Origin of the sequence: Salmonella sp. SAL00670 (assembly GCF_046552235.1) — a bacterium.
GTDB lineage: Bacteria > Pseudomonadota > Gammaproteobacteria > Enterobacterales > Enterobacteriaceae > Salmonella > Salmonella enterica.
Genome location: NZ_JBGDUO010000001.1, coordinates 1,314,063 through 1,326,904, shown reverse-complemented (window position 1 = coordinate 1,326,904; position 12,842 = coordinate 1,314,063). Strand labels below are relative to the sequence as shown.

The 12,842-nt window shown below is 56.5% G+C and carries 11 protein-coding genes; all 11 read left to right on the top strand.

The window, feature by feature from the left end; all coding sequences use genetic code 11:
• Positions 1 to 8: 8 nt before the first annotated feature.
• Positions 9 to 563: a colanic acid biosynthesis acetyltransferase WcaF gene (gene wcaF, locus ACLJRS_RS06760; RefSeq protein ID WP_001153598.1), complete on the top strand. Its 555-nt coding sequence runs from the start codon at positions 9 to 11 to the stop codon at positions 561 to 563.
• 23 nt (positions 564 to 586) lie between these two features.
• Positions 587 to 1,708, top strand: coding sequence for a GDP-mannose 4,6-dehydratase (gmd, locus tag ACLJRS_RS06755; RefSeq protein ID WP_000048160.1), 1,122 nt, complete (start codon positions 587 to 589; stop codon positions 1,706 to 1,708).
• A gap of 2 nt (positions 1,709 to 1,710) precedes the next feature.
• The gene (locus tag ACLJRS_RS06750; RefSeq protein WP_001041688.1) at positions 1,711 to 2,676 is read left to right on the top strand and encodes a GDP-L-fucose synthase family protein; all 966 of its coding nucleotides are present in this window, start codon (positions 1,711 to 1,713) and stop codon (positions 2,674 to 2,676) included.
• A gap of 2 nt (positions 2,677 to 2,678) precedes the next feature.
• The gene (locus ACLJRS_RS06745; RefSeq protein ID WP_001669238.1) at positions 2,679 to 3,152 is read left to right on the top strand and encodes a GDP-mannose mannosyl hydrolase; all 474 of its coding nucleotides are present in this window, start codon (positions 2,679 to 2,681) and stop codon (positions 3,150 to 3,152) included.
• Positions 3,149 to 4,372 (top strand): colanic acid biosynthesis fucosyltransferase WcaI, encoded by a 1,224-nt coding sequence (gene wcaI / locus ACLJRS_RS06740; RefSeq protein ID WP_000699631.1) that lies wholly within the window; start codon positions 3,149 to 3,151, stop codon positions 4,370 to 4,372. The genes ACLJRS_RS06745 and wcaI overlap by 4 nt, the downstream gene beginning before the upstream one ends.
• Positions 4,369 to 5,811 carry a mannose-1-phosphate guanyltransferase gene (gene cpsB / locus ACLJRS_RS06735; protein ID WP_000605957.1) on the top strand — a complete coding sequence of 481 codons (1,443 nt, stop codon included), beginning with the start codon at positions 4,369 to 4,371 and terminating at the stop codon, positions 5,809 to 5,811. Before wcaI ends, cpsB begins: the two co-directional genes overlap by 4 nt.
• Before the next feature lie 110 nt (positions 5,812 to 5,921).
• Positions 5,922 to 7,292 (top strand): colanic acid biosynthesis phosphomannomutase CpsG, encoded by a 1,371-nt coding sequence (gene cpsG / locus ACLJRS_RS06730; protein WP_000164202.1) that lies wholly within the window; start codon positions 5,922 to 5,924, stop codon positions 7,290 to 7,292.
• A 53-nt stretch (positions 7,293 to 7,345) separates the two neighbouring features.
• The gene (gene wcaJ / locus ACLJRS_RS06725) at positions 7,346 to 8,740 is read left to right on the top strand and encodes an undecaprenyl-phosphate glucose phosphotransferase (protein WP_000183163.1); all 1,395 of its coding nucleotides are present in this window, start codon (positions 7,346 to 7,348) and stop codon (positions 8,738 to 8,740) included.
• A gap of 101 nt (positions 8,741 to 8,841) precedes the next feature.
• Positions 8,842 to 10,320: a colanic acid undecaprenyl disphosphate flippase WzxC gene (gene wzxC / locus ACLJRS_RS06720; RefSeq protein ID WP_000058681.1), complete on the top strand. Its 1,479-nt coding sequence runs from the start codon at positions 8,842 to 8,844 to the stop codon at positions 10,318 to 10,320.
• Between the two features lie 21 nt (positions 10,321 to 10,341).
• Positions 10,342 to 11,622, top strand: coding sequence for a colanic acid biosynthesis pyruvyl transferase WcaK (gene wcaK, locus ACLJRS_RS06715; RefSeq protein WP_000770896.1), 1,281 nt, complete (start codon positions 10,342 to 10,344; stop codon positions 11,620 to 11,622).
• Positions 11,619 to 12,839: a colanic acid biosynthesis glycosyltransferase WcaL gene (wcaL, locus tag ACLJRS_RS06710; RefSeq protein ID WP_000868507.1), complete on the top strand. Its 1,221-nt coding sequence runs from the start codon at positions 11,619 to 11,621 to the stop codon at positions 12,837 to 12,839. Before wcaK ends, wcaL begins: the two co-directional genes overlap by 4 nt.
• The last annotated feature ends 3 nt before the right edge of the window (positions 12,840 to 12,842 follow it).

Here is a 12,842-nt window from a genome sequence, read left to right as displayed (position 1 = left end):
GAGTTATTATGCAGGATCTTAGCGGCTTTACGGTGCCGAAAGGGTTCCGCGGCGCTAATGCGCTAAAAGTACAATTATGGTGGGCGGTACAGGCGACATTATTCGCCGGATCGCCGCAAATATTGTATCGCTGGCGAGCCTTTTTGCTGCGTCTGTTTGGCGCCAAAATTGGAAAGAATGTGGTTATTCGACCGTCAGTAAAAATTACCTATCCGTGGAAATTAACCGTCGGCGATTATGCCTGGGTAGGCGACGACGCGGTGTTATATACGTTGGGTGAAATTAAAATTGGCGCACATGCGGTCATTTCACAAAAAGGGTATTTGTGTACCGGTAGCCATGATTATACCAGCGCCCATTTCGATATTAACGCCGCGCCGATTGTTATTGGCGAAAAATGTTGGCTGGCAACCGATGTTTTTGTCGCGCCCGGCGTGATGATAGGTCATGGCACCGTCGTCGGCGCGCGCAGCAGCGTATTTAAATCATTACCGGCAAATGCGATTTGTCGGGGCAATCCCGCAGTGGTAACGCGCCAGCGCGTTCAGAAAGTTACTCCCTAACGGGACTATTTGAGGAAATGAAAATGTCAAAAGTCGCTCTCATTACTGGCGTAACCGGACAGGATGGGTCTTACCTGGCAGAATTTCTGCTGGAAAAAGGGTATGAGGTGCATGGTATCAAGCGTCGCGCGTCATCGTTTAATACCGAGCGCGTGGACCATATTTATCAGGACCCGCACAGCTGCAACCCGAAATTTCATCTGCATTACGGCGACCTCACCGACGCCTCCAACCTGACCCGCATTTTACAGGAAGTGCAGCCGGATGAGGTCTACAACCTGGGCGCGATGAGCCACGTGGCGGTGTCGTTTGAGTCGCCGGAATATACCGCCGATGTGGATGCGATGGGCACGCTGCGCCTGCTGGAGGCGATTCGCTTCCTCGGTCTTGAAAAGAAAACGCGTTTCTACCAGGCCTCCACCTCTGAACTGTACGGGCTGGTGCAGGAAATTCCGCAGAAAGAGACCACGCCGTTCTACCCGCGTTCCCCCTATGCGGTGGCGAAACTGTACGCCTACTGGATCACCGTCAACTACCGTGAATCCTACGGTATTTACGCCTGTAACGGCATTCTGTTTAACCATGAGTCCCCGCGTCGCGGCGAAACCTTCGTCACCCGTAAGATCACCCGCGCCATCGCCAATATCGCCCAGGGACTGGAGTCCTGCCTGTATCTCGGCAACATGGACTCGCTGCGCGACTGGGGTCATGCGAAAGATTACGTGCGGATGCAGTGGATGATGTTACAGCAGGAGCAGCCGGAAGATTTCGTGATTGCCACCGGCGTGCAGTATTCCGTACGCCAGTTTGTGGAGCTGGCGGCGGCGCAACTGGGGATAAAACTGCGCTTTGAAGGCGAAGGCATTAATGAGAAAGGGATTGTGGTATCCGTTACCGGACACGATGCGCCGGGCGTGAAACCGGGCGATGTGATTGTGGCCGTTGATCCGCGTTATTTCCGTCCGGCGGAAGTGGAAACCCTGCTGGGCGATCCGTCCAAAGCGCATGAGAAACTGGGCTGGAAACCGGAAATCACCCTGTCGGAGATGGTCTCGGAGATGGTGGCGAACGATCTGGAGGCCGCGAAAAAACACTCACTGCTGAAATCTCACGGTTACGAGGTGGCCATCGCGCTGGAGTCCTGAGAATGAATAAGCAACGAATTTTTGTGGCGGGCCATCGCGGAATGGTGGGCTCCGCCATTGTACGGCAGCTTGCGCCGCGCGGCGACGTGGAACTGGTGCTGCGCACCCGCGATGAGCTGGATCTGCTCGACGGGCGCGCGGTACAGGCGTTCTTTGCCGGGGCGGGTATCGACCAGGTTTATCTGGCGGCGGCGAAAGTGGGCGGCATTGTCGCCAACAACACGTATCCGGCGGATTTTATTTATGAAAACATGATGATAGAGAGCAACATTATTCACGCCGCGCACCTGCACAACGTGAACAAACTGCTGTTTCTCGGTTCGTCCTGTATCTATCCGAAACTGGCAAGGCAGCCGATGGCGGAAAGCGAGCTGCTGCAGGGGACGCTGGAGCCGACCAACGAGCCGTATGCCATCGCCAAGATCGCCGGGATTAAACTGTGCGAGTCCTACAACCGGCAGTACGGTCGCGACTACCGTTCGGTGATGCCAACCAACCTGTACGGCCCGCATGATAATTTCCATCCGGACAATTCACATGTGATCCCGGCGCTGCTGCGCCGCTTTCATGAGGCCGCACAGAGCCACGCGCCGGAGGTGGTGGTGTGGGGCAGCGGCACGCCGATGCGCGAATTTCTGCACGTTGACGATATGGCGGCGGCCAGCATTCACGTGATGGAGCTGGCGCGCGAAGTGTGGCAGGAGAACACCGACCCGATGCTGTCGCACATTAACGTCGGCACTGGCGTGGACTGCACCATTCGCGAGCTGGCGCAGACCATCGCAAAGGTGGTGGGTTACCAGGGCCGGGTGGTGTTCGACGCCGCGAAGCCGGACGGCACGCCGCGTAAATTGCTCGACGTCACGCGCCTGCATCAGCTTGGCTGGTATCACGAAATTTCACTGGAGGCAGGGCTTGCCGGTACTTACCAGTGGTTCCTTGAGAATCAGCAACGGTTCCGGGGGTGACAATGTTTTTACGTCAGGAAGATTTCGCCGCCGTGGTGCGGACCACGCCCCTCATCTCCCTCGATTTCATTGTGGAAAACGGCCAGGGGGAAATTTTACTGGGTCAGCGTCTCAACCGTCCGGCGCAGGGCTACTGGTTTGTGCCGGGGGGGCGGGTGTGCAAAGACGAAACGCTGGAGGCCGCCTTTGCACGCCTGACGCAGGCGGAACTGGGCGTGCGTCTGCCGCTGGCGGCAGGGACGTTTTATGGCGTCTGGCAGCACTTCTATGACGACAACTTTTCCGGTGAGGATTTTTCAACTCACTACATCGTGCTCGGCTTTCGTCTGCGCGTGGCGGAGAGCGATTTACGCCTGCCTGACACCCAGCATGGCAGTTACCGCTGGCTGACGCCGGAACAGCTTCTGGCAAGCGACAATGTTCATGAGAACAGTCGGGCCTACTTCTTTCCTGACGCGCCGGCGGTGGGCCTATGAAGATCCTGGTCTATGGCATTAACTATTCGCCGGAACTGACCGGTATCGGCAAATATACCGGTGAAATGGTGGCGTGGATGGCGCAGGAAGGCCATGAGGTGCGGGTCATTACTGCGCCGCCGTACTACCCGCAGTGGAAGGTCGGCGAGCGCTATTCCGCCTGGCGCTATCGCCGGGAAGAGGGCGAGGCTACCGTCTGGCGTTGCCCGCTGTATGTGCCGAAACAGCCCTCCACCCTAAAACGACTACTTCATCTGGGGAGCTTTGCATTGAGCAGTTTTTTCCCACTGATGGCGCAGCGTCGCTGGAAGCCGGATCGGATTATCGGCGTTGTACCGACGCTCTTTTGTACGCCGGGAATGCGCCTGCTGGCGACACTCTCCGGCGCACGTACCGTTCTGCATATTCAGGATTACGAAGTGGACGCCATGCTCGGCTTAGGAATGGCGGGAAAAGGCAAGCGCGGCAGCGTAGCGCGGTTAGCGACGGCCTTTGAACGCAGCGCGCTGCGTAACGTTGATAATGTTTCGACCATTTCTCGCTCCATGATGAATAAAGCGCGGGAAAAAGGCGTCGCGGCGGAAAAAATCCTCTTTTTTCCGAACTGGTCGGAAGTGGCGCGCTTTCAGGACGTTAATGACGCTGACGTGACGGCTTTGCGTCAGCAGCTTGGCTTGCCAGAGGGCAAAAAAATTGTGCTCTATTCCGGCAATATCGGCGAAAAGCAAGGGCTGGAAAAGGTAATTGACGCCGCGGAACGATTACGCGATCGACCGTTGATTTTTGCGATTGTCGGCCAGGGGGGCGGCAAGGCGCGGCTGGAGAACATGGCCCGCGAACGCGGCCTGGCAAATATTAAATTCCTCCCGCTGCAGCCTTACGACGCCTTACCCGCGCTGCTGAAAATGGGCGACTGCCATCTGGTGGTGCAAAAGCGCGGCGCAGCGGATGCGGTACTGCCCTCCAAGCTGACTAACATTCTGGCGGTCGGCGGTAATGCGGTGATTACCGCTGAGCCGCACACCGAATTAGGACAACTTTGCGCGCGCTATCCGGGCATCGCCGTTTGCGTGGAGCCGGAGTCGACCGACGCGCTGGTCGACGGGATTAGCCAGGCGCTCGCCATGCCGAAAAACAACACGACGGCACGTGAATACGCCGAACGCACGCTCAATAAAGAGAACGTGCTACGCCAATTTATTGCAGATATTCGGGGATGATAATGCGTCAGACAAAACTTTACCCGGTTGTGATGGCCGGTGGCTCCGGTAGCCGATTGTGGCCGCTTTCTCGCGTGCTTTATCCAAAACAGTTTCTGTGCCTGAAAGGCGATCTCACCATGCTGCAAACCACCATTTGCCGTCTGAACGGCGTGGAGTGCGAAAGCCCGGTGGTGATCTGCAACGAACAGCACCGTTTTATCGTTGCCGAACAGCTCCGCCGGCTCAATAAGCTGACGGAGAACATTATTCTTGAGCCCGCCGGGCGCAATACCGCGCCGGCGATTGCGTTGGCGGCGCTGGCAGCGACGCGCCAGCATACGGACTGCGATCCGCTGATGCTGGTACTGGCGGCGGATCATGCGATCGCCAATGAAGAGGCCTTCCGCGACGCGGTGCGCGGCGCCATGCCCTATGCCGACGCGGGCAAACTGGTGACCTTCGGTATCGTGCCGGATCTGCCGGAAACCGGCTATGGCTATATCCGGCGCGGTGATGTCGTGCCGGGCGCGACGGATGCGGTGGCTTTTGAGGTGGCGCAGTTCGTTGAGAAGCCGGGGCTGGAAACCGCTCAAGCCTACGTCGCCAGCGGCGATTACTACTGGAACAGCGGCATGTTTCTGTTCCGCGCCGGACGCTATCTGGAAGAGCTGAAAAAGTTCCGCCCCGATATTCTGGCCGCCTGTGAGCAGGCGATGCGCGGCGTCGATCCGGATCTTGACTTCATTCGCGTGGATGAAGAGGCCTTCCTCGCCTGTCCGGAAGAGTCCATTGACTATGCGGTGATGGAGCGGACGGCGGACGCGGTGGTGATGCCAATGGACGCGGGCTGGAGCGATGTCGGCTCGTGGTCCTCGCTGTGGGAAATCAGCGCCCACACCCCGGAGGGAAACGTCCACCACGGCGACGTCATCAGCCATAAAACGGAAAACAGCTACGTTTACGCCGAATCCGGCCTGGTGACCACCGTCGGCGTGAAGGATCTGGTGGTGGTGCAGACCAAAGACGCCGTGCTGATTGCCGATCGCCACGCGGTGCAGGACGTGAAAAAGGTGGTGGAGAAGATCAAGGCCGACGGACGCCATGAGCACCACATGCACCGCGAGGTTTACCGTCCGTGGGGCAAATACGACTCCATCGACGCGGGCGAGCGCTATCAGGTGAAGCGCATTACCGTCAAGCCGGGGGAAGGACTGTCGGTGCAGATGCACCATCACCGCGCCGAGCACTGGGTGGTGGTGGCGGGGACCGCCAGAGTCACCATCAACGGCGAGGTTAAGCTGCTCGGTGAAAACGAGTCCATCTATATTCCGCTGGGGGCGACCCACTGCCTGGAAAATCCGGGAAAAATACCGCTCGATTTAATTGAAGTGCGTTCCGGCTCGTATCTCGAAGAGGACGACGTGGTGCGGTTCGAGGATCGTTACGGGCGGATCTGACGCCTGCAATTATGCCCGGTAAGCGCAACGCGCCATCCGGCAATGAATAACAATAACGATGTTGGCCATTTACGGTCAGGGCTAACTGTTGCCTGAAGAAGGGTAAGAACATGACAAAATTAACCTGTTTCAAGGCCTACGACATTCGCGGCAGGCTGGGCGAAGAGCTCAATGAAGATATCGCGTGGCGGATTGGCCGCGCCTACGGCGAATATTTAAAACCGAAAACCATCGTGCTGGGCGGCGACGTGCGCCTGACCAGCGAGGCGCTGAAGCTGGCGCTGGCGAAAGGGTTACAGGACGCGGGCGTCGACGTGCTGGATATCGGTATGTCCGGCACCGAAGAGATTTACTTCGCCACCTTCCACCTTGGCGTGGACGGCGGTATTGAGGTGACCGCCAGCCATAACCCGATGGACTACAACGGTATGAAGCTGGTACGCGAGGGCGCCCGCCCGATAAGCGGCGACACCGGTCTGCGCGACGTTCAGCGTCTGGCGGAAGCGGGCGACTTCCCGCCGGTGAACGAGGCCGCGCGCGGCAGCTACAGACAAATCAGCCTGCGCGACGCCTACATCGGCCACCTGCTCGGCTATATCAGCGTCAGCAATCTCACCCCGCTGAAGCTGGTGGTGAATTCCGGCAACGGCGCGGCGGGGCCGGTCATTGACGCCATCGAAGCGCGTCTGAAGGCGCTGGGCGCGCCGGTGGAGTTCATCAAAATCCACAACACCCCGGACGGCACCTTCCCGAACGGCATTCCCAACCCGTTGCTGCCGGAGTGTCGCGACGACACCCGTAAGGCCGTTATTGAACACGGGGCGGACATGGGCATCGCCTTTGACGGCGACTTCGACCGCTGCTTCCTGTTCGATGAGAAAGGGCAGTTTATCGAGGGGTACTACATCGTCGGGCTGCTGGCGGAAGCGTTTCTGGAAAAACACCCGGGGGCGAAGATTATCCACGACCCGCGCCTGACCTGGAACACGGAGGCAGTGGTGACGGCGGCGGGCGGGACGCCGGTGATGTCAAAAACCGGACATGCCTTTATCAAGGAGCGGATGCGTACGGAGGATGCCATTTATGGCGGGGAAATGAGCGCGCATCACTATTTTCGTGATTTTGCCTACTGCGACAGCGGGATGATCCCGTGGCTGCTGGTGGCGGAGCTGGTGTGCCTGAAGGGGCAGTCGCTGGGTGAGCTGGTCCGCGACCGGATGGCGGCGTTCCCGGCGAGCGGGGAAATCAACAGCAGGCTGGCGGAGCCGGCGGCGGCCATGGCGCGGGTGGAAGCGCACTTCGCGGAAGAGGCGCAGGCAGTGGACCGCACGGACGGTCTCAGCATGTCGTTCGCCAACTGGCGTTTCAACCTGCGCTCGTCAAACACCGAACCGGTGGTGCGCCTGAATGTGGAATCACGCGGCGATATTCCGCTGATGGAAGCGCGAACACGCACTCTGCTGGCGCTGCTGAATCAGTAACGTCAGATCTCCCCTTACCGCCTGCGGGTAAGGGGCCAATCACAGGAACAACGATGACAAATCTAAAAAAGCGCGAACGAGCCAAAACCAATGCATCGTTAATCTCTATGGTGCAACGCTTTTCAGATATCACCATCATGTTTGGCGGGCTGTGGTTCATCTGTGAAGTCAGTGGACTGCCATTCCTGTACATGCACCTGTTGGTGGCGCTGATTACGCTGGTTGTTTTTCAAATGCTGGGCGGGATGACCGATTTTTATCGCTCCTGGCGCGGCGTCAAAATGTCGACAGAGTTAACGCTGTTACTGCAAAACTGGACGCTGAGCCTGATCTTCAGCGCCGGTCTGGTGGCGTTTAATGATGACTTTGACAACCGCCTCGCCACCTGGCTGGCCTGGTATGCGCTGTCCAGCCTGGGCTTAGTGTTATGCCGTTCATTTATTCGTTTCGGCGCGGGCTGGCTACGCAATCGTGGTTATAACACTCGCCGGGTCGCCGTCGCCGGGGATTTGCCTGCGGGCCAGGCGTTGCTGGATAGCTTCCGTAATGAGCCGTGGCTGGGTTTTGAGGTGGTGGGCGTCTATCACGATCCCAAACCGGGCGGCGTCTCTGCTGACTGGGCCGGGAACTTCGAGCAGTTAATTGACGATGCGAAAGCCTCGCGAATTCACAATGTTTATATCGCCATGTCAATGAGCGACGGCGCCATGGTGAAAAAACTGGTGCGCGAGCTGGCCGACACCACCTGCTCGGTGATCCTTATTCCCGATGTGTTCACCTTTAATATTCTCCACTCGCGCGTGGAGGAGATGAGCGGCGTTCCGGTCGTTCCGCTGTATGACACGCCGCTATCAGGGATTAACCGTCTGCTTAAACGGGCAGAAGATATCGTGCTGGCGTCGCTGATTCTGCTGCTCATCTCACCGGTACTGTGCTGCATTGCGCTGGCGGTCAAATTGAGCTCGCCCGGGCCGGTGATTTTCCGTCAGACGCGCTACGGGATGGACGGCAAGCCGATCAAGGTCTGGAAGTTCCGCTCAATGAAGGTGATGGAGAACGATAAGGTCGTTACCCAGGCGACGCAAAACGATCCGCGCGTCACCCGGGTAGGTAACTTTTTGCGTCGTACCTCGCTGGATGAATTGCCGCAGTTTATCAACGTGTTAACCGGCGGGATGTCCATCGTCGGTCCTCGTCCTCACGCGGTGGCGCACAACGAACAGTATCGTCAGTTGATTGAAGGTTACATGCTACGCCACAAGATGAAGCCGGGCATCACCGGCTGGGCGCAAATTAATGGCTGGCGCGGTGAGACCGATACGCTGGAGAAAATGGAAAAACGCGTGGAATTCGACCTGGAATACATCCGCGAATGGAGTATTTGGTTCGATATCAAAATCGTTTTTCTGACGATTTTTAAAGGGTTTGTTAATAAAGCGGCGTATTAAGAACCTGACCCACAAGGGTATTTTACTTGCCATATTGCACCAGGGCAGTGCTCAATCTGGCTGCGCCAATGACGCCTTGTGAGCAGGTTCTGGAGAAAAGAATGAGTTTACGACAAAAAACGATCAGCGGCGCTAAATGGTCGGCTATCGCCACGATAGTGATTATCGGTCTGGGGTTAATTCAGATGACGGTGCTGGCGCGGATCATCGACAACCACCAGTTTGGCCTGTTGACCGTCTCGCTGGTGATTATCGCGCTGGCCGACACGATCTCGGACTTTGGCATCGCGAACTCGATTATCCAGCGTAAAACGATTGGGCATCTGGAGCTGACCACGCTCTACTGGCTAAACGTTGGGCTTGGGATTGTGGTATTTGCGGTGGTCTTTTGGCTGAGCGATGCGATTGCCCATGTTTTGCATAACCCGGATCTCGCGCCGTTAATCAAAACGTTGTCGCTGGCGTTCATCGTGATCCCTCACGGGCAGCAGTTCCGCGCGCTAATGCAAAAAGAGCTGGAGTTCAATAAGATCGGCATGATCGAAACGACCTCCGTGCTGGCGGGGTTCACCTTTACGGTGATTAGCGCCCATTACTGGCCGCTGGCGTTAACCGCGATTCTCGGCTATCTGGTGAACAGTGCGGTGCGAACGCTGCTGTTTGGTTACTTTGGCCGCAAGATTTACCGTCCGGGGCTGCATTTTTCGCTGGCATCGGTGTCCACGAACCTGCGTTTTGGCGCGTGGCTGACGGCGGACAGTATCGTCAATTACATCAACACGAATTTATCGACGCTGGTACTGGCGAGAATTCTCGGCGCAAGCGTCGCCGGGGGATATAACCTCGCGTACAACGTGGCGGTTGTGCCGCCGGCGAAGCTTAATCCCATCATTACTCGCGTGCTATTTCCGGCATTCGCCAAAATCCAGGACGATACCGAGAAGCTGCGCGTCAACTTCTATAAGTTGCTTTCCGTGGTGGGAATTATCAATTTTCCCGCGCTGTTGGGCCTGATGGTAGTGGCAAACAATTTTGTGCCGTTAGTGTTTGGCGAGAAGTGGAACAGCATTATCCCGATCCTGCAATTGCTGTGCGTGGTGGGGCTGTTGCGCTCGGTCGGCAACCCGATTGGTTCGCTGCTGATGGCGAAAGCGCGCGTGGATATCAGCTTTAAATTCAACGTCTTTAAAACGTTTCTGTTTATCCCGGCAATTCTCATTGGCGGCCATCTGGCGGGGGCGATTGGCGTGACGCTGGGGTTCCTGGTGGTGCAAATCATCAACACCATTCTGAGCTATTTCGTGATGATTAAGCCGGTACTCGGCTCCAGCTATCGTCAGTATATTCTCAGCCTGTGGCTACCGTTTTATCTCTCATTGCCAACATTTATTACCAGCTACGGCGCAGGAAAGCTGGTCGACGGTTATTTACCGTTGTCGGGGGTATTCGCACTACAGGTTATGGTCGGTATTTTGAGTTTTATTTTAATGATTATTTTTTCACGCAATGCGCTGGTGATGGAAATTAAAAATCAGCTTGTTGGCAGTGCAAAACTGAAAAAGTTATTACGTGTCGGATGACGGGGATATAAGAGGCTATTTATGAAATTATTAATTTTAGGCAACCACACATGCGGCAACCGTGGTGATAGCGCCATTATGCGCGGTTTGCTTGATGCCATCCGTCAACAGGCGCCAGAGGCGGAGATGGATGTGATGAGCCGTTTCCCGGTGAGTTCCGCCTGGTTGCAGGGGCGCCCGATTATTGCCGACCCGCTGTATCAGTTAAGCCAGAAACAGCAGGCGGCGGCAGGGCTTAACGGTCGGGTGAAAAAAATATTACGCCGTCGTTTTCAGCATAAAATTTTATTGTCTAAAGTCGCCCAGGAAGGATCGCTGCGTAATTTTGCTATCGCGCCGGAATTTGCCGAATTCGCGCAATTTATTGCGCAGTATGACGCCGTCATTCAGGTGGGCGGTTCAAACTATGTCGACTTATACGGTTTGACTCACTTTGAATATCCGCTGTGCGCGTTTATGGCGAACAAACCAATTTATATGGTGGGACATAGCGTCGGCCCTTTCCAGAATCCTGACTTTAACCAGCTCGCCAATTATGTTTTTGGCCGCACCAGTGCGCTGATCCTGCGTGAAACCGTCAGCCGCGATATGATGACCGCCGCGCAGATCGATACCCGGAAAGTGGAGCAGGGGGTGGATACCGCCTGGTTAGTCGAACGCCGTCACGACGAGTTTGTTGCCAGTTATGCTGTGCAGCACTGGCTGGACGTCACCGCGCGCCGCAAAACCGTCGCGATTACGTTGCGCGATCTGGATCCGTTTGATAAACGCCTGGGCACCACTCAGCAGGCCTATGAGCAGGCATTTGCTCAGGTCGTGAATCGCCTGATTGCGGACGGTTATCAGGTACTGGCGCTGTCGACCTGCACCAGTATCGATCGCTATAACCGCGATGACCGGATGGTTGCGTTACGGATGGCGAAGTATGTAAACGACTCAGAACATTTCCATATCGCGATGGACGAACTCAATGACGTGGAAATCGGAAAGATCCTCGCCTCCTGCGTACTGACCATCGGGACGCGCCTGCATTCCGCCATTATCTCCATGAATTTTGGCACGCCCGCTATCGCCATTAATTATGAACATAAATCCGCCGGGATTATGCAGCAGCTAGGCCTGGCGGAATTGGCTATCGATATCCGTCACTTGCTGAACGGTTCATTACAAAGCGTGGTGGCCGATACGCTCAATCAATTGCCTGCGCTAAAGGCAAAAGTGGCTAACGCCGTTACCGAGGAGCGGGCGAAAGGGTTCACGATGATCAAATCCGTTCTCGACAGAATTCGGGAGGCGCAATGAAAGTCAGCTTTTTTCTGCTGAAATTTCCACTCTCATCGGAAACCTTTGTGCTGAATCAGATTACTGCGTTTATTGATATGGGCCATGAGGTGGAGATTGTCGCGTTACAAAAAGGCGATACCCAACATACTCACGCCGCCTGGGAGAAGTATGGCCTGGCGGCGAAAACCCGCTGGTTACAGGATGAGCCCCAGGGACGGCTGGCGAAACTGCGCTACCGGGCATGTAAAACGCTGCCGGGGCTGCATCGGGCGGCGACCTGGAAAGCGCTCAATTTTACCCGCTATGGCGATGAATCACGCAATTTGATTCTTTCCGCGATTTGCGCGCAGGTGAGCCACCCTTTTGTGGCGGATGTGTTCATCGCGCACTTTGGTCCGGCGGGCGTGACGGCGGCCAAACTACGCGAACTGGGCGTGCTTCGCGGCAAAATCGCGACTATTTTCCACGGGATTGATATTTCCAGCCGCGAAGTGCTCAGTCATTACACGCCGGAGTATCAGCAGTTGTTTCGTCGTGGCGATCTGATGCTGCCCATCAGCGATCTGTGGGCCGGTCGCCTGAAAAGTATGGGCTGTCCGCCGGAAAAGATTGCCGTTTCGCGCATGGGCGTCGACATGACGCGTTTTACCCATCGTCCGGTGAAAGCGCCAGGGATGCCGCTGGAGATGATTTCCGTCGCGCGCCTGACCGAGAAAAAAGGCCTGCATGTGGCGATTGAAGCCTGTCGGCAACTGAAAGCGCAGGGCGTGGCGTTTCGCTACCGCATTCTGGGGATTGGCCCGTGGGAACGTCGGCTGCGCACGCTCATCGAGCAGTATCAGCTAGAGGATGTCATTGAGATGCTGGGGTTTAAACCGAGCCATGAAGTGAAGGCGATGCTGGATGACGCCGATGTTTTTTTGCTGCCGTCGATTACCGGTACGGATGGCGATATGGAAGGTATTCCGGTAGCGCTGATGGAGGCGATGGCGGTAGGGATTCCCGTGGTATCTACCGTGCATAGCGGTATTCCGGAACTGGTGGAGGCCGGCAAATCCGGCTGGCTGGTGCCGGAAAACGATGCGCAGGCGCTGGCGGCCCGACTCGCTGAGTTCAGCCGGATTGACCACGACACGCTGGAGTCGGTGATCACGCGCGCCCGTGAAAAAGTGGCGCAAGATTTTAATCAGCAGGTGATTAATCGCCAGTTAGCCTGCCTGCTACAAACGATATAAACG